General features: G+C 49.6%; 14 protein-coding genes. 12 read left to right on the top strand and 2 right to left on the bottom strand.

Going from position 1 to position 19001, the window contains the following annotated elements:
* Positions 1 to 28: 28 nt before the first annotated feature.
* From WH45_RS11675 to WH45_RS11645, 7 genes are all read left to right on the top strand, one after another.
* Positions 29 to 598 (top strand): YdeI/OmpD-associated family protein, encoded by a 570-nt coding sequence (locus WH45_RS11675; protein WP_046214673.1) that lies wholly within the window; start codon positions 29 to 31, stop codon positions 596 to 598.
* A 181-nt stretch (positions 599 to 779) separates the two neighbouring features.
* Positions 780 to 2540, top strand: coding sequence for a dihydroxyacetone kinase subunit DhaK (dhaK, locus tag WH45_RS23160; protein ID WP_046214485.1), 1761 nt, complete (start codon positions 780 to 782; stop codon positions 2538 to 2540).
* Positions 2541 to 2859: 319 nt separating this feature from the next.
* Complete coding sequence (locus WH45_RS11665) at positions 2860 to 4425, top strand: sensor domain-containing diguanylate cyclase (RefSeq protein WP_046214484.1); 1566 nt, start codon at positions 2860 to 2862, stop codon at positions 4423 to 4425.
* Positions 4426 to 4886: 461 nt separating this feature from the next.
* Positions 4887 to 5531 carry a TetR/AcrR family transcriptional regulator gene (locus WH45_RS11660; RefSeq protein ID WP_046214483.1) on the top strand — a complete coding sequence of 215 codons (645 nt, stop codon included), beginning with the start codon at positions 4887 to 4889 and terminating at the stop codon, positions 5529 to 5531.
* Positions 5532 to 5735: 204 nt separating this feature from the next.
* Positions 5736 to 6389 (top strand): HlyD family secretion protein, encoded by a 654-nt coding sequence (locus WH45_RS11655; RefSeq protein WP_046214482.1) that lies wholly within the window; start codon positions 5736 to 5738, stop codon positions 6387 to 6389.
* Positions 6390 to 6405: 16 nt separating this feature from the next.
* On the top strand, positions 6406 to 7935 hold the full coding sequence (locus tag WH45_RS11650) for a DHA2 family efflux MFS transporter permease subunit (protein ID WP_046214481.1): 1530 nt from the start codon (positions 6406 to 6408) through the stop codon (positions 7933 to 7935).
* Between the two features lie 50 nt (positions 7936 to 7985).
* Positions 7986 to 9500, top strand: coding sequence for an efflux RND transporter periplasmic adaptor subunit (locus tag WH45_RS11645; protein WP_046214480.1), 1515 nt, complete (start codon positions 7986 to 7988; stop codon positions 9498 to 9500).
* Positions 9501 to 9621: 121 nt separating this feature from the next.
* On the opposite strand, the gene WH45_RS11640 is transcribed toward WH45_RS11645, so the two are convergent.
* Positions 9622 to 9813, bottom strand: coding sequence for a hypothetical protein (locus WH45_RS11640; protein ID WP_046214479.1), 192 nt, complete (start codon positions 9811 to 9813; stop codon positions 9622 to 9624).
* A gap of 484 nt (positions 9814 to 10297) precedes the next feature.
* Positions 10298 to 10495 (bottom strand): hypothetical protein, encoded by a 198-nt coding sequence (locus WH45_RS11635; RefSeq protein WP_046214478.1) that lies wholly within the window; start codon positions 10493 to 10495, stop codon positions 10298 to 10300.
* Positions 10496 to 10832: 337 nt separating this feature from the next.
* On the opposite strand from WH45_RS11635, the gene WH45_RS11630 reads away from it, so the two are divergent.
* The 5 genes from WH45_RS11630 to WH45_RS11610 all read left to right on the top strand — a co-directional run bounded on the left by WH45_RS11630 (position 10833) and on the right by WH45_RS11610 (position 18943).
* Complete coding sequence (locus WH45_RS11630) at positions 10833 to 12416, top strand: sensor domain-containing diguanylate cyclase (RefSeq protein ID WP_052723742.1); 1584 nt, start codon at positions 10833 to 10835, stop codon at positions 12414 to 12416.
* A 201-nt stretch (positions 12417 to 12617) separates the two neighbouring features.
* A complete protein-coding gene (locus tag WH45_RS11625; RefSeq protein WP_046214477.1) occupies positions 12618 to 13958 on the top strand; it encodes an MATE family efflux transporter in 1341 nt (446 codons plus the stop codon).
* Between the two features lie 313 nt (positions 13959 to 14271).
* Positions 14272 to 15372 carry an ATP-binding protein gene (locus WH45_RS11620; RefSeq protein WP_200897692.1) on the top strand — a complete coding sequence of 367 codons (1101 nt, stop codon included), beginning with the start codon at positions 14272 to 14274 and terminating at the stop codon, positions 15370 to 15372.
* A complete protein-coding gene (locus WH45_RS11615) occupies positions 15360 to 17789 on the top strand; it encodes a DUF5682 family protein (RefSeq protein ID WP_046214475.1) in 2430 nt (809 codons plus the stop codon). Before WH45_RS11620 ends, WH45_RS11615 begins: the two co-directional genes overlap by 13 nt.
* A complete protein-coding gene (locus WH45_RS11610; RefSeq protein ID WP_046214474.1) occupies positions 17774 to 18943 on the top strand; it encodes a VWA domain-containing protein in 1170 nt (389 codons plus the stop codon). The genes WH45_RS11615 and WH45_RS11610 overlap by 16 nt, the downstream gene beginning before the upstream one ends.
* Positions 18944 to 19001: the final 58 nt, after the last annotated feature.

Here is a 19001-nt window from a genome sequence, read left to right as displayed (position 1 = left end):
GATACTATGCAAAGAGGAGACGGTATGTATCGAAATTGAAAATCTTATTACGGTTTGTACCCGGGAAGAATGGAGGAACTGGTTGGAAGAGCACAGTCAGACAGCCAGATGCTGCTGGGTGATTGTGAGCATGACTCCTTCAGCGGATAAGCTGCTTTACCTGGATGCTGTCGAGGAAGCACTGTGTGTTGGTTGGATCGATGGAATCAAAAAGAAAATGTCCGATCACCAGCTTGCCCAGCGCTTTTCTCCACGAAGCCCGATAAGCTCATGGACCGAATTAAATAAAGAACGTGTACGCCGTCTTGAAAAGCTCGGTTTTATGAAAGAGGAGGGAAGGAAAGTGCTGCCGGATATGAATCCTGCTTCTTTTCAAATTCATGAGCTGATCTGGCAGCGGCTGAGAGAGGAAGATCAAGTATACGAGAACTTTATCGCTTTCCCCTCCCTGTACCGTCATATTCGCATCGATACGATCCAGAGCTATATCCATCAACCGCTGGTTTTTCAGAAGCGATTGAACAAATTTATTACTTGTACCAGAGACAACAGAATGTACGGACAATGGAATGATCAGGGACGTCTGCTTCATTACTGATGGGGATCTGCTGGAGGGAATCCTGTGCTTATTATGCTTCCGAGCCGGGAGAAATCAAGCCGCTTGTCGAACCTCTGCGACAAACAGCGAATGGAAGGGTAATATATACTGTTTGCACCTATTGCTGTGCAGCAGAGCAGCCCGATTCACAGCGATCCTACAGATCAGAGGAGGCACATTAATGAAAAAAGTAATGAACAAAGCGGAAGACATGGTACTGGAAATGGCCAAAGGCATGGTTCTGGCCCATCCCGAACTGGAGCTGATCCCTAAATATAAAGTCATCAAGAAAAAGACCATCCCGCAGGACAAAGTCGTCCTGATCAGCGGCGGCGGAAGTGGGCACGAACCGGCGCATGCAGGCTATATTGGCAAAGGCATGCTGGATGCCGCAGTATGTGGAGACGTATTCGCTTCCCCCTCCCAGATCCAGGTGTACCAGGCGATCAAATCGACAGCCGGTAACAAGGGCGCACTGCTCATTATCAAAAATTACAGCGGTGATATGATGAACTTCAAAAATGCTGCCTATCTGTGCGAGGAAGACGGCATCACTGTCGATTATGTCAAAGTCGATGACGATATCGCTGTCGAGGACAGTCTGTACACGGTAGGACGCAGAGGCGTCGCCGGTACGGTGCTAGTACATAAAATTGCCGGAGCTGCAGCAGAGGAAGGACGCGATCTGCAGGCAGTCAAAGCGGCTGCGGAAAAAGCAGCCGCGAGTGTGCGCAGTATCGGCTTTGCCCTGACATCGTGTACAGTTCCCGCCAAAGGGTCACCGACATTCGAACTGGGTGAGAATGAACTGGAATACGGAGTCGGCATTCATGGCGAGCCGGGCATTGAGCGGGATGCCATGGCATCTGCAGATACGCTGGCACAGCGGATGGTCCACGATCTGCTCAAAGACATGCAGCTGGACCAGGGTTATACCGGCGAGATTGCCGTGCTGGTGAACGGATTCGGCGCGACGCCGCTGCAGGAGCTGTATCTGTTCAATCATGCGGTTACCCGTGAACTGGCGGAGCAGAATATCCATATTAACCGCGCTTTTGTCGGTAATTATATGACCAGTATCGATATGGCCGGCATATCACTGACCTTTATGAAGCTGGATGATGAACTGAAGATGCTGTTGTCCCATGAGAGCGATACACCGGCATTCAAAGTATCGGGTCCGGTCGAACCGGTCTCCTATACAGCGGCTGTGGAAGAACCGACTGCGGATCATCCGATATCGTTCAAAGTGGAGACTTCTTCGGAGTATGCAGTCATTCAGGGAGACACGTTGACGCTGAATAATCTGATTTATATTGTCGACAAGATGAGCGAAGTGATTATCGATAATGAAGTGCCGTTCTGCGATCTGGACTCGCATGCCGGTGATGGGGATTTCGGGATGAGCATCGCCAAGGGATTCCGTCAGCTAAAGCGGGAATGGAGAGATATTCTCTCCCAGGAACAGCTGAGTATTGGCAGCTTCCTGAATGCTTCGTCACTCGTGATTATGGAAGCCTGCGGCGGAGCATCCGGTCCGATCTGGGGCTCGGCTTTCCGGGCAGCCGGCAAGGCAGCCGGAGACGTCCAGGAAGTGACCGTCGCCCAGTTTGCCGATATGCTGCAGGCGGCGGTACAGGGCATCCAGGCGACCGGTGAACGTTCCTTTGGACGTGGTGCTGTTGTAGGAGACAAGACGCTGATTGATGCGCTTGTTCCTTGTGCAGATGTCTGGTCCGAGAGCGCACAGTCCGGGACTGATCTGAAGACAGCTTTTGCCCGGGGAGCGCAAGCGGCTGTACAGGGCGCAGAGCAGACCAAGGATATCGTAGCCCGCATGGGCCGTGCAGGTACGGTCGGTGAACGCAGTATTGGCTATCCGGATGCAGGAGCGCATGCGCTAGGCGTTATTTTCACCGTATTATCCGATAGCCTGCGTTGATATAGATCAGCAGCAAGCGGTATGTAATCTCAACAAGCAGATACGAGTTGGATACAGATGTCAGTCAGTGATGATTGCAGCCTGTTCTCCAACCTGTGTCTGCTTTTCTTTTTTCCTCGTTTTGGGTCATTATCCAGACCAATGCAGCGAAGGCCGATAAAATCACATTTTCAAACGATTTTTGTTGTCAAAATCCTTTGAATTCCTTACGATAATCGTAATAGAAACTTATACTGTTGCGAAAAACATTATGGACCATGTGAATCGGAAAGTGGTATAGGCTTTATTCTGGACATCCCGGATGGAGAGGACCGTGTGAATGAACGATCTGTTCATGGATTTTTTGACGATTCAGCTGCCTACCTACTTTTTTCTGTATATGGCGATTACACTGATTTACCGCAATCGGAAAAGCAGGATTAACCGCGCAGCTGCGCTGCTGATGATGGCACTGGTAATGTACTTTTTGTTTGAATATCTAAAAACATCGCTGCTGCCACAGTATCAGATGCAGCTGGTGCTGTATGGCAGTTCACCTTCGCTGCTGCTGTTCGTGTGCACACTGGTGCATCTCAGCATTTTGCTTGGCGACTCTGTTACATATACTTTCCGGAAATGGCTGCCGCTTGTGTATGCGTCTCCGTATGTATTATGGCTGTACTTTCTGCTCACCTGGGATCATCATCAGCTGTACAATGAGCAGGTGACGGATGGCCGCAGTCCGCTGCATCCGACATTTTTGCTGATGTCGATTGCGTTTATTATCGGGTATATTCTGCTGTCTGTGCTGCTGCTGGCGTACAGCTGGCTGCGCACACGGGAGCCGCGGCGCAAAGTCATTTACCGCTCACTGCTGCTCAACGATTTTCAGCTGTTCGGCACGTTTGCGCTGATTACGACTTTGCTGCAAAGCGGTGTGATCGTTACGCGGGTCTCGATGATTTTTTATTTTATCGGTTATCTGGTATGGGCGATGCGGCTGCGTCATCTGATCGGCAAATATAATATTATGCCGGATTATCGCAAGCTGTTTCAGACTTTGTTCGAGTCGGCGCCCAATGCTATTCTATTGCTGGACCTCATGGGCAATGTGAAAGAAATGAATCCGCGCGCAGAACGCTGGTTTATCAATATCCCGATAAAGCGGATTCCGGATCATTTTACGTTTGCCGACGGGCAATCCTTGCAGCACATGTTGTCTTCCTGTCTGGAGCAGCCTGACAGTACGAATCATCTGGAAATGCACGTGACCAAACAGGGGCAGATCCGTCTTGATCTGGTGGCAGGCATCGATCTGATCACCGGGACAAATGAAGATTTGTTCGTGCTGCACCTGACGGACGTGACCCCGCTCAAGGAGACAGAACGCCGTCTGATCCAGTCCGAGCAAAATTACAAGCACAGTGCACATCATGATGCACTGACCGGATTATACAACCGTGCGGCAGTGGAAGAGCAGCTGCAATTCAAAATTGCTGGCGGCGAGCATTTTGCGTTGGTGATGATTGATCTGAATCATTTCAAACCGATTAACGATACATACGGTCATATGGTCGGCGATCAATATTTGCAATATATTGCCCAGCTGCTGCGTACGCTGGTACAAAAGCCAGGCGATGTTGTCGGTCGTATCGGCGGTGACGAGTTTGTACTGCTCCTCGCCTGTCCGGAGCATGTCGATGTCGACCGGATGGTACACACCCGGCTCTCGACGCTCGAAGGCAGTATTTTCCGGCAGGATTATGTGGACATTCCTGTCTCCTTTGCTGCCGGAATGGGCAGGTATCCCGAAGACGCTGCCGACATGACCGGCTTGCTGCGTTATGCTGACCAGCAGATGTACAGCCACAAACGACAAACTCGCCGGAGTGTCAATGAATTGTAGCGGCGCCGTCCGCGGACGAGCTTGAAGCAGGACGGATAACCAATCATCCACGCACCAACAATTGCATAACGGTCATCATCAATTCAAAAGACCGATCATTGTCAATCTGCTGTTTGCAGGGACTGACAGTGATTGGTCTTTTTTTGAGCAAGGTTCTCTTATCGGTTGCTGTACACTTCAAAAAACAACCACCCTTCCAAGATTTCGTCAATAATCGACAAAAACCTAATAAATGCGCATAAATCAAGGCCAACATGCTTCGTTTAACAGTAATTTATCACTTAATATATATGAATTTAAATAACAACATTGACACATGACACGGTGTCACATATAATTCTTTATGTAACTTTTGACAACAAATTGTGCCTGCCTACATCTGATGGAACATTTTGCGTATCAGCAGCAAGCTTTGATTATGATCCTCAACCGGAGGCTATGGGAGGCAGTGGAGTGAATGTATGCCAACAAAAACCTTTTTTAACCTGCCGGACGAGAAGCGGCAAAATCTAATGAATGCGGCTATGCGGGAATTCTCCAGGGCTTCGCTGGCGGATGCGTCGATTGCAAATATTATCAAGGATGCCTGCATACCACGTGGCAGTTTTTATCAGTATTTTGAAGACAAGGCGGATTTGTTTTTTTACATTCTGGAGGAGCACAGCGCCAGCAACCGTGAGCTGATGATGGCGATGGCGGTCAAGCACAAGGGTGATCTGTTTGCCTCTTCAGCGGAGTTTTTTGAATCGACACTGCATCGGTTTATGCACCATGAGCATCGTGATTTTGCGCGTAACATTTTCCTCAATATGAATTACAAGATTGAATACAAGCTGATTCTGGATGTGAAAAATCCCACGACCTCCGAGCGGATTCGTGAGTTTTACCGGAATTATATGAGTCTGATTAATCGCACAGGGCTGAATATCAGGGATGAGAAGGAACTTTTTCATCTGATCAAAATCCTGCGGGCGATCATCATTCAGAACTTTATTCAGTTTTTTGCCGGGGAAGCGGATTATGATGAGGTGCTCCGGAATTTTGCGCTGGAGCTTGATCTGTTGAAGCGAGGGCTGTATGCCCCAGCAGAGGATACTCCGCAATAACAGTGGATGAATTCGATTCATGGATGTACATATTCTTGTAAGCAAGAGCTGGCAGGCCGGAGATGATCTGATGCTGTTATTAGCTATCTTAAATTCAAGAATTAACATTTAGGCATGTTGCGTTGACAACTGGTTGGATAAGCCAGCAGCGCATAGACAGCCTGTAGAATGACCAAAATTATCTGAACAGCAGAGGTGGAGTAAGTGAGTAGAAAGATTGTTTTATCCATTCTAGTCGTGTTACTGGTCGTTAGCGGTGGCGCACTGGTGTATTACTACTGGTATCAAGGTGCACATTATGTAAAAAGTGATGATGCCCGCATTACTGCCGATCAATACAAAGTGATGCCGCAAATCACCGCAGAAATCGATCATATTGATGTAGAAGAAGGCGATGTACTGACACGCAACGAACCGATCGCCGAGCAAAACGTATCCGGACTCGATTCCAGCGTCATCAGCAAATCCGTGCTGCGTGCGCCGATCGATGGTACCGTGATCAAAGTCTATTCCAAGGAACATGAGATTGCTTCCCCAAGCTCCGCTGTTGCCATTATGGCGGATATGAACAATCTGTACGTATCCACCAATATTGAAGAGACCGATATCGACCGCATCAAACCGGGTGAACTCGTGGATATTACACTGGATGCTGCCGGTGACCAGGTCATTCAGGGTAAAGTACGCAAAGTAGGACAGGCATCCAATTCGGTATTCGCATCGATTGCGGCAACCAATACAAGCGGTAACTTTAACAAAGTCACCCAGCGTATTCCGGTAGAGATTGCACTCAGCGTACCGAAAGACATGAAGCTGATTCCGGGCAGTAACGTTGAAGTAAAAATTCACACATCCTAAGAAGGAGGGGTCTCTAGTGGCTACTAACGAAATCGCCGCTTCTCCTCCCAGTGATTCACCCAGAGAACGCTGGTTAGCCTTTTTTGCCATTGTACTGGGGGCGTTCGTCGCCATTCTGAATAACAGTCTGATCAACGTGGCGATTCCTCAGCTGACGACAGATCTGGGTTCAACCACGACGAAAATTCAATGGGTTATTACGGGCTACACACTGGCTTCGGGAATCATTGTTCCGATTACGGGATTCATGGAGCAGCGGATCGGATATAAAAAGTTTCTGATCGCAGCGCTCAGTCTTTTTACACTGGGAACTGTATTCTGCATATTTGCCTGGAGCGACACGTCGCTGATCGCGGCGCGTATTATTGCCGGTCTGGGCGGCGGCGTTATTATGCCGCTGAGTATGACCATCGTCTACAAAATTATTCCGCGTGAACAGATCGGTATGGCACTCGGGATCTGGGGGATTGCCGCGATGGCAGCTCCTGCGATCGGCCCGACGCTAAGTGGTTATCTGATCGAATGGTTCGACTGGCGCTTCCTGTTTATTGTATGTGTGCCTGTCGCATTGTTCGCCATTCTGATGGTTATCCTGCTGATCAAGGAACCGCCAAAAGGCGCCATCGTCAAGTTCGATCTGCTCGGCTTCCTGCTGGCAGCGACCTGTGCGGGTACACTGCTGTACGCACTGTCCAGCGGTTCGACAGACGGCTGGGATTCCTTCAAAATTGTCGGTCTGTTCTTCATCGCTTTCTGGGCGCTGGTCTTCCTGATCTTCGTCGAGAGCGGTCAGGAGAATCCGGTTATCGATATTTCACTGTTCAAAAATTACAAGTTTGCGATTAGCGTTATTACATCAAGCTTTGTCATGATGGGTCTGTATGGCGGTACCTTCCTGTCGCCGCTGTTCCTGCAGAACATCCAATCCGTATCGCCGGTACATACCGGGATTATCCTGCTGCCACAGGCGATAGCGATGGCGGTCATGATGCCGTTTGCCGGCAAGCTGTTTGACAAGATTGGAATCGTGCCGATCGGTCTGGTAGGTCTGACACTGACCAGTATTATGACCTATCATCTGCATACCCTGACACCGCAGACGCCGCATTTGTGGCTGCAAATTGTACTGATGTTCCGGGGGATGGGAATCGGGATCTGTATGATGCCGCTGTCTACGGTCGGTATGAACGCCGTACCACGGGACAAAGTCGGCAAGGCATCGACCGCTTCCAATCTGGTGCGTACGATTGCCGGTTCGATGGCGATCGCCATTCTGACCTTCCTGATGCAGAACCGTACTGCGCTGCACAGCCAGCAAATCTCCGAATCGATTACGCCGGATGCGGCACAGTCGTTCCAGGCGATGCTGGGCAGCTCGTGGACATCGACCGTATCGGGTCTCATTTCACTGGATGCCTATTCCAGAGGGATCGCGGATACGTTCCTCGTCTCGTCCATACCGCTGTTCTGTTCGATTCCGTTTGTCTTCCTGTTCATCAGCAGACGCAAAGCGGCCAAGGAAACATTTCAGGAAAGCAAAGTATAACCGGTGTCTCTGCCGGTTCATATTCTAGATAGAAAGAAAGGGAATAACCAATGAAGATTAGCAAATGGGAAGTAACTGCAGGGGCACTGCTGCTCAGTACGGTTGTCCTGTCCGGTTGCGGCAACGCCAGCAGCCAGGCATCTCAGGACATGAATGTGAATGTAAAAGTAGCTCAGGCGCAGCAGGGAGTGATCGGACAGGGTGAAATCTACACCGGCACCGTGACCCCCTCCGCCACCGTGAACATCATGCCAAAAATCTCCGGCAAAGTATCGACTGTAGCCGTCGATGTAGGGGCAGAAGTAAAAAAAGGCCAGGTACTGCTCAAGCTGGAAGATGACGATCTGCGCAACAATCTGGAGATCGCCAAATCCAACGTGGCTGCGGCTGCCGCAGGCGTTAATACCGCCAAGGATTCCCGTGAATCCGGTCTGGTATCGGCCAACTCCGGTGTGGTCAGCTCCAAGAACGGCATCATCTCGTCTAAAAGCTCCATCAATCAAGCTCAGGGGAGCATCAACCAGGCGCAGGGAACGGTAAATCAGGCGCAAACAGCGCTCAAACAGGCTCAGACCGCTGTCTCGACAGCCGGTAACACCATTAAGCAAACCCAGCAGGCATTAACCAATGCTCAGTCCACGCTGAAACGTACCCAGTCGCTCGCAAGCAATGGGCTGGCTACCCAGGCTGAACTGGAACAGGCTCAAGCTGCTGCAGTCAGTGCGCAGACAGCCTATGATAATGCGGTAAATGGCAAAGCCAATGCCGAAGAACAGCTGGCTGCTGCCCAGAAATCACTGACAACTGCCCAAAAAGGGCTGTCTACTGCCAAAGCAGCCTATGAGAATGCGACCAGCAGCTACGAGAATGCCAACTCCGGCTACAGCAATGCCCAGCGTCAGCTGGAAGTGTCCGGCAGCACAGCAGGTATCGAGGCCAGCCAGCAAAAGCTGGAGCAGGCACAGTTGAACGTACAGATCGCCCAGGATTCCCTGGATGATACGGTCGTCAAATCGCCAATCAATGGTATTGTTACCACCAAGAATGCGGAAGTCGGCGAAATGGCAAGCCCATCGGCAGCTTCGCTGGTGATCGCGAATCTGAGCACCGTCAATATGCTGATCTATGTACCTGCCGATGAGATCAATAATATCCAGGCAGGCGATCAGGTGCAGGTACGTGTCGCTTCCTCCAATATCGTAACCAGCGGCAAAGTGAAAAATATCAATCCGATGGATGCCAGCGGTAATGGCTATCCGGTCAAAATTACCGTCTCCAATACAGACGGCAAACTAAAATCCGGTATGCTGGCCGATGTCAGCTTTGTCGGCAAAAATGCCAAACAGGGCATTATCGTACCAAGCAAAGCCGTACAGAAAGACGGCAAAAAAGCGTACGTCTATGTGGTCAGCAAAGACCATGCCATACGCAAGGAAGTGACCATCGGCAGCGAGTCCGGTTCCCAGACGCTGATTACAAGCGGCCTCAAAGCCGGCGAACAGATTGTACAAAATAATCTGGCGTTGATGAGCGATAACACTTCGATCACGGTATCGCAGTATTAAGCGGTATAATCTGTCTGGAGAAATATATCCAAAAGCAGCCCCAATATCTACAGGGGCTGCTTTTTTGGGATGAATTATTCAACGGCTTGTTTGATCTGCTGCTGACAGACTGACGGTAGACTTAATGAAGATTTTCCTTTTTCACCCGCTTGATCGACCAGTAAGGCAGGCAATGGGAAGCTTCTTCCGTATGTATAATGAACAGATTGGGATTGTGATGGGCTTCACAGATGCCAATATACGTCTCGCCGCTGACCAGATGAATATGTAGAGTATCTTTGTGACGGATTGCCTGCTGAATATAAGGGTTCATGGTGGGTTCTCCTCATGAATATAAATAGGATGGGTACCATTTCAAATGCCAAAATACAGGTTATTTTCGAGTTATATTACTGGTTGTTATATGACTTCCTAACAACAGCTTATTTAACCGCAATCTTCTTTTTATAAACAAATGCAGTTCGATTATATCAACTACCGGATATCGGGTCCAGTGATCGGGCTCTCAATCAGGCACACATATAAAATAGGCCCGCGATATTATCACTGGCCTATGGCAGATATACATATACAATTATTCGTAAAGGGCAATAGACAGTGAGGGTCAGAGACTAAATAGAGGACATAGTAAAAGAGCAGCAGCTAAAGGGTAGGACAATATTTCCAGAAAATAAGTAGAGGAAGAGGTAGGTCAAAATAATAGATAGGAAAATACAATGAATCGGGGTAAATGAACTGGAAGATCGGAATTCGACCCATCAGCCGTTTTATAATATGTGATAAAGGGTGATTCTATATTAATACTGGAGCTGAATCTCTGGTTTGACCCGCTTGATTGCCCAATACGGGAAAGTCAGCGCTCCATGATTGGTATGAATAATAAAAAAATTGGGATTATGGTGTGCCTCGCATGTGCCAATATAAGTCTCACCACTGATCAGATGAATATTCAGAGATTCCTGATTATGAATAGCTTCCTGGATGTATAGGTTCACTTTCTCATTCTCCTTAGCCTTGAAGTATGATTGCAATCTGCGAGATATAACTACTTTCTACAAAATATACTATAAATATCATCGCTCACCTTGTTTATTACCCTTTAAAAAATAAGATAAACAGGGTTTATTAACTTTTTGCATATCATTTTAAGTATCAATTTACATTTAAAATATATTGATTTCTACAGGAACAGAGTGTTCCGAGTGAACAGGAAAAGCAGCTATTGAACGGCAGCCAATACAGGCTTATCGTTGCAATCCGAATTTGCGCTTATCGCAGCGCCTCGTAAAGCCGATAATAATTCTAATTAAAGGCAGTAAAGGGGCTATTGCCATGAAGAAAATGATACACCAACAGGTGCAGGGAATCCGGCTTTCGACATTTATGGGTGGGCTGGCATTCCTGGTGTCCTTTTTAATTCTCCTCTCCTGCCTCTTCATCGGATATACCCAGGAACGGCAATCGATTGAGCAGCAGGTGCTGGAATTAAATGAAATTCACGCCAGAGAATTAAGTCATATTACTGAATCTCTCGTATCCTCTATGCAGCATTCCCTGGAGGAAGGTGCCAACTATATTATCAATCATCCTGAACAGGATGTGCAGACAGAACAGAGCAATCTGGATTATTTCCGTAATTCGAGCAGCTTTTTTAATGCTGTCTTTCTAATCAAGCCAGATAAGACGATTGTGTTGAACTCACCGATAAGTCTCAATCAGGCAGGTACAAAGCTCACAACAACCATCAGCATAGACGCACTTAAAGCCAAACGGCCTACCATCTCCAGGCCATACCTCGGCAAGATTAATCGAACTATCATACTGATGACTCATCCTTTGTTTACTTCCTCAGGTGAGTATAAAGGGATGATTGCCGGTGCACTGTATTTGCATCAGGAGAACCGGCTAAAAGAACTGCTCGGTACCAACAGTCAGAAAACCGACGGATCCTATTTTTATGTCGTGGATCGAAAGGGTAATATTATTTACCACCCCGATTCTTCCATAATTAATACCAATATACAGGAAAATAAAGTAGTACAAGCACTTATGCAGGGTCAGAGCGGTAAACAGATCGTTAGCGATTCCAAGGGTCATACGTATCTCGCCGGATATTCGGTCATCTCTAATGTAGGCTGGGGTATAGTATTCCAGACACCTATTGAAAATACGAATATTTACTCCAATATGTTGATCCGCTCCACACTGCTTTATCTGATACCGGTCATTCTCCTGCTTATGCTGTTTACCTTCTGGCTCTCTCATCGCTTAGCCAAGCCGCTGTATCTGCTCGCTGCATATGCTCAGAATCTGGCAGCGGGACATCATGGCAAGAACAGACCACGGCTGAATCGATGGAATTATGAGGCGAGACAGCTGCATTACGCGATTATGGTGCTGGAAGAAGAGACGCGGGAAAAGGAAAAACGTCTGCAGAATGAAGCGAATCAGGACCCGCTTACCGGGCTGCTAAACCGTCGTGCACTGCAATCCATAACAAATAACTGGGTGCATAACCGGTATTCCTTTGCCATGATTATTCTGGATATTGATCATTTCAAGTCGGTCAATGATACGTATGGTCATCCCGTCGGGGATGAGGTGCTGAAAATGCTGGCAGGTATTCTGCGCAGTCAGGTACGTGTGGAGGATCTCTGCTTCCGTTATGGTGGCGAAGAATTTATTATTCTGCTGTATGAAGTGACCGAGCAGGAAGTTATGGAGATTGCCGAACGGATTCGTCAGACGACAGCCGTTTTTCCGACACCGATGGGGCGTGCGATTACGATCTCGCTTGGGGTTACCCTTTCTCAAGGGGAAGCAGACGAGACAGAGCAGCTGCTTAAGCATGCCGATGCAGCACTGTATCAGGCCAAGGAAGGCGGCAGAAACCGTACAGTATTTTATCCAGGATAAACAGAAGTAAGAAAGTTGCCTCTATTCAGGGTCTTCCATGTACAGGAAGGCCCTTATTTTCGTGGAGAGGTGCGATAGTTCGTTACGTTGTCTACAAAAAGAGATTTAATCGTAAGATTTACAAATTAGCATTGCTCTCTTATAATAAGCAGGCGCTATGAACGCATAAATGGATCGTTACACTGCTGGAGGTTACTGGAAATGACTCATCAATCAACACATTCGATACATAAAATTCCGTCTCACCGGGATTACCTGCTGCTCAGTCTGCCGCTGATTGTCTCGACGATTACGACACCGCTGCTCGGGCTGGTGGATACGGCGGTAGTCGGGCATTTATTTGACCCTGCCTATCTCGGGGGGACGGCGATCGGTACGCTGATTTTCAATACGATGTACTGGCTGTTTGGATTTTTGCGTGTGAGTACGTCAGGGTTTGCCGCTCAGGCCAGAGGGCGCAATGATATTCAGGAAGGTGTGGCAGACCTGATCCGGCCGCTGATGATTGCGCTGGTTATTGGTTTGATTTTTATCGCCCTGCAAATTCCGATTTTGCAGACATCGCTGTTCCTGATGCAGCCGGGAGCAGATATTGCGCACTGGGCAGGTGTTTATTTTCATATCCGTATCTGGGGCGCCCCGCTGACACTGCTCAATTATGTACTGATCGGCTGGCTGATGGGCATGTCGCATATTCGTCAGACACTGATCACCCAGATCTCGATGAATGTGGTGAATATGCTGCTGGCGATCTGGTTTACCCAGGGACTTGGCTGGGGCGTAGCTGGTGTGGCGGCAGCGACCTTATTCGCCGAAGCGCTGGCACTGGTCACCGGGCTGTACTTTGTCTGGAGGTCTCCCTATATGAACCGCCGGGCGATCCGGTTAAAAGGAATGTTCGCATGGAGTCAGCTGAAGCCGATGTTCCGAGCCAACAGTGATCTGCTCGTGCGGACGATCTGCCTGCTGACCATGTTCAATATTTTCACCGCGCAGAGCACATCATTCGGTCCTGAAGTGCTGGCAGCCAATTCGATTTTGCTGCAGATTCATTATATGATGGCTTACTTTTTCGATGGACTGGCGAATGCGAGTTCCATCTATGCGGGACAGGCTAGAGGAGCACGCAGCGCTCCACTGTTAAGACGCAGCCTGACCCTGTCCTGGGTATGGACAACAGTCACCGCACTGCTACTGACACTTGTCTATCTGACAGGCAGAGAGCAGTTTATCGCCCTGTTCACCGATAATGGGGCAGTGATTGATCTTGCGCTGCAGTACAATGCATGGCTGCTGCTATTCCCGCTGACGACCGGATTTGGACTTGTGTTTTACGGGGTGTTCACCGGTACGACGATGACCGCACCTGTCCGCAACTCGATGCTGCTGTCGGTCGTGCTGTTCATTATTGGCTGTCTGGTGCTTATACCTGCATATGGCAATCATGGGCTCTGGGCCTGCTTTATTTTATTCGGAATCGGTCGTTCGGTATTTCTGCTGCTGTATGTGCCCGGTCTGGAAAAGAGATTGGCTGCCAGTTAGCAGGTATGTACAAAATGAATGTAACTGAATCTTGAATCGTTGTTGTAGCAAAAGACTCCTTTGAGCTTATGATAAAAAGGAGTCTTTTGTGATGTCTTTGAACTGGCGGGTGACGTTTATTCCGCGTAAAATATAGTAGAGCAGTGAATTGAACAGTAATATTACTGACTTCTCTATATAGAACCCTGATCACCTATTGGGTACAAATCACAGGGACGTTCTGACTATTTTGTGAGGCATGTTCGCATTAGGCTCTACAATTATGCTAATATGGGAACATATGATCCTGTATTTGGGAGGGGAATAAATGAATATGGACATGATAAAGCCGCCTGCAGAAGTGCTGTATGCACAGGAATTGCAGGCTCTGCAGCAGGAAGACACCGGCAAGCGCCCGCCCAACTGGCTGCTGTCACCGGTATACATACGTGATTTTATTATTGGACGCGAACAGCCAGCCATGCTGGACGGAGAGCCGGTAGATATTACCCGCAAGTTTTATGGAAATGATATTCTAATTGAACGCGCCATCGTGACGCTGGCCGGTAACCGTGGACTGATGCTGGTAGGAGAACCGGGGACTGCCAAGACGATGCTGAGCGAGCTGCTGTCTGCTGCCATATCCGGGACGAGTACCAATACGATTCAGGGCACAGCCGGAACGACAGAAGACATGATCAAGTATTCATGGAATTACGCGATGCTGCTGGATAAAGGACCTTCGGAACAGGCACTGGTGCCATCGCCGCTGTATCAGGGCATGAAGAAAGGAATTGTAACCCGGTTTGAGGAGATTACCCGCTGTCCATCCGAAGCGCAGGACAGCCTCATCAGCATCATGAGTGATAAAGTCATGAATATTCCCGAGCTGGAAGGAGGCGTGCTGTTCGCCAAGCCGGGCTTCAATGTGATCGGTACCGCCAATATCCGGGACAAAGGAGTCAACGAGATGAGCAGCGCACTCAAGCGCCGGTTCAACTTTGAGACAATCCGGCCGATCGGCAATGTCAAAATGGAAGCGCACATTATCGAGAGTCAGGCCCGTAATCTGCTGAACCATAGCGGTATCGATGTACCGGTGGATCTGGAGATTGTCGAGCTGCTGGCAACGACTTTTATGGAGCTGCGTACCGGTCTGACCCGCGAAGGCTACAAAATCGATGTGCCGCAGGCAGTGATGAGTACAGCGGAAGCGGTATCTGTCTATGTGCAGAGTGCGATGACTTCCTACTATTATGAGGATAAAAGTATAACGCTCGACCGGCTCGTACAGAACATGCTCGGCACGGTCGCCAAGGAGAACGAGAAAGATCTGGCTGCGCTCAAAACCTACTTTTCCCGTGTAGTCAAAGAGCGTGCCCGAGAAGATCAGCTGTGGGCAACCTATTATGAGGAAAAGAAATGGATCGACTGATACAGCAGGAAGCCAAAGAACAGGCGGAGCTGGAGCAGCTGTTTGCAGAACAGGTCTATAACGAGCAGGGGCAGGTGGTGTATTTTCCAATCCGGCATCACAGCCCGGCCTGTTCGTACCATCTGCTGCAGTTGATCAAGGACTATCAGCCCCAGATCATTCTGATTGAGGGACCGGTCAACGGTAATCCGCTCATCCCTGTGCTGGCGGATGAGCGTACCGAAGCGCCGGTCAGTCTGTACTATACCTATGAGACATCCGGGGAAAAGGCTGCTTTTTATTTTCCGCTGCTGGACTATTCGCCGGAATATGCGGCGATTCGTCAGGCGGCCAAGCTGGGCATACCGGCGCAATTTATCGATTTGAATTATCGTTCGATGCGGAAGGAATCGCTGTCTGCAGAGCAGGATGAGCCGAGTAAGGAGGCTGATCGGGTATCCTATCAGGATGAGAAGCTGCTGACCGGATCTTCCTTTATCAACAGGCTCTGCCGTAGGCTGAATTGCCGTCATTTTGATGAATTGTGGGAAAAGATGTTTGAGCTGGGAGCAACCCGGCAGAGTACACGCGAATTTATGTACAGTGTGTTCGTATACTGCTCGCTGTCGCGTCTGTGCTATTCGCAGGCAGAGCTTGCGCAGGAAGGTACGCTGGCCCGGGAACGGCATATGAGACAGCGAATTGATGAGGCGAAAAAGCAGTATCAGCGCATACTCGTGATTACGGGAGGATTCCATACCTATGGGCTGCTGGATCATCCATCCGGACAGGAACAGTCTGATGAGAACTTCGCTCCTCTGTACAATACTGAACCGAACGAATTCCGGGAACAGATTTATCCGATGGTATATACATTTGAGGAGGCCGATCGGCTGAACGGCTATGCGAGCGGCATGCCCTATGTAGGTTATTATGCGGAGATCTGGACTCTGCTGCAAAAGAAAAATGCATCGTCCGCTTATGAACAGACTGCGATCCGAATGCTCTCCCGGCTGATGCGTCTGCTGCGCAAAGCACAGGAAGAAGTCTCCACCAGTGACGCTACTGAAGCTTACGGCATGGTACAGGGTTTGGCGGTACTGCGCGGGAAACCGGAAGGCGGTGTATATGAGCTGATGGACAGTGTTATTTCTTCCTTTATCAAAGGGGAACATACACTGGCTTCGGGCCAGCCGCTGCAGGAGCTATCTCGTATGCTGACCGGCAACCGGATCGGAACGGTGGCGCCGAATGCATTTACCGTTCCGATTGTGGATGATTTTAAAAATCTGGCTGCCGTCTGCAAATTGCAGATCAGTGTCACCGGCCGGCACAAAAAGGTACTGGACCTCTATTCCCGGCCGCTGCACCGTCAGACGAGTCGGCTGCTGCACTGCATGAACTTTCTGGAGACGGAATTGGCAGTGATGGAATCAGGACCGGACTGGGTCGCTTACCGGGACGTGAATCTGATGCGGGAGACGTGGACCTATACATACTCCTCCTATACGGAAGCTCGTCTGATTGAGAATTCCATCTATGGCGGTACCATTCGCGAGGCAGCCGCACATCGGGCAGAGGAGCAGATCCGGCAGCTGCCGGATCATCATAGTGAAGAGGCGGCCAAGTGGCTGCTGCGTGTACTGCTGATGGGTCTGGAAGACAGTGCCGACCGATTGTTCGAACATGTCGGTCAGGCGCTGCGGCAGGATGGCAGCTTCCTGTCCCTGTCCCGCACGGTGGCGATTCTGGAACGCATCCATGAGCATAGGCGGCTGCTCGGTCTGCATCGGGAGAGCAATCTGCTGGAACTGCTGCAGGAAGCCTATCATAATACACTTGCCCGGATTACCGGGCTGCAGCATGTGCATCAGGATGAACAGCATCAAGTAATCCAGTCGCTCAAGCAGCTGTATATGCTGACAGAATCGAGTCCTGCTGCGTTCGCCGCAGAGCCGCTTGTGGATCGGCTGTCCGAACTGATGGCAGCACCTGATTTGCCGCCGGGGCTGGAAGGGGTCTGCATGGCGATTCTGTCGCGCATAGACGGACGCGACCCGGCCGAAATTACGCAGCGTGCCAGAGCATACATGCAGGGGACGCCGGAGCAGATGATGCATACCGCTGCCTATTTACAGGGTGTATTCGCTGCTGCCCGTGACGTATTTCTGTATGATGATGCACTGATCGGGGATCTGAACACATTGTTGACCCGGCTGCCACATGAGGATTTCCTGCGGATGATTCCGGAGCTGAGGCTGGCATTTACCTTCTTCACCCCGGCAGAGACGGATCGGATTGCTGAACGTGTAGCCGGTCTGTTCGGTACAGCATCTGAGTCGGTGTCTTCGCCTGCTGTACAGGAAGAAGTGCTGCTGCAGTCGGCTGCACTGGATCAGGCGATTCGAGAGGAGCTGATACGATGGAGACTGATCTGAACAAGCAATCAGACGGACCACTGGAAGATCGCCAGGTGCTGAACCGCTGGCGTCTGCTGCTCGGACCGTCTGCCGAATCTTCCCTTGGTGAGGCTGCAGGATACGATGCAGAACAGTTTGAATATCAGGAGATGGATGAAGTACTCGGTTATTTGTACGACCGTGAATATGGTGCCGATCAGGGCTACCGGGAGCGCGGTGGAGGCAGAGGAGCTTCCCGGCTGACCGTACCCCGCTGGCTGAGCCAGGTGCGCAAGCTGTTCCCTCATGAAACGGTAGAGATTCTGGAGAAACAGGCACTGGACCGTTATGGATTAACCGAGCTGCTTCGTGACAAAAAAGTACTGGAATCCATGGAACCGAATATGAATCTGCTTCGCAATATTCTGCAGTTCAAAGGCAAAATGAAAGGCGAGGTACTGCAAAGCGCCAAGGAAATTGTCCGTCAGGTGGTGGAAGATCTGCGCCGCCAGCTGGAAAAGGACGCCAAAGCCAGCATTATAGGCAGACGCAGCCGATATGCAAGCAGCCGCTCCCGCTCGCTGCGCAATTTGAATTTCAAAAAAACAATCGTCCGGAATCTTAAAAATTATGATAAGCGCAATAATCGTTTTGTCGTGGATCGGCTGTATTTTGACGGCAATATCCAGCCGCATAACCGCTGGAATATCATTATCGGAGTCGACGAAAGCGGCAGCATGATGAATTCGGTTATTTACAGCTCTGTCATGGCGAGTATTTTTTACCGGCTCAATGCACTCAAGACGCATCTGTTTATTTTTGATACCGAAGTGGTGGATTTGACAGACCGCTTGGAAGATCCGGTCGATCTGCTGATGAGCGTTCAACTGGGAGGAGGCACCCATATTGCGAAGGCACTTCGTTACGGGGAGACCCTGATCGAGAATCCGTCACGCACCATCTTTATTCTCGTGAGTGATCTGGAGGAGGGCTATGGAGCAGAGCCAATGTACCGGGCGAGCCGTGACATTATCGATTCGGGCTGCCGGATGCTGGTGCTGACTGCACTGGATTTTGAAGGGACAGCAGTCTATGATCAGCGTGCAGCCCGGCGGCTGGCGGATATGGGCGCTCATGTAGCGGCGATCACACCGAATCAGCTGGCAGAATGGATCGGCAAGATTATTACCTGATCTCATTCATGGCAGCACCGGACCCTTATACAAATGCGGATATACAATCGAAGGAGGA

The sequence above is a fragment of the Paenibacillus wulumuqiensis genome, from assembly GCF_000971965.1.
GTDB classification, from domain to species: Bacteria; Bacillota; Bacilli; order Paenibacillales; family Paenibacillaceae; genus Saccharibacillus; species Saccharibacillus wulumuqiensis.
This window is presented reverse-complemented; position numbering and strand designations above follow the sequence as displayed.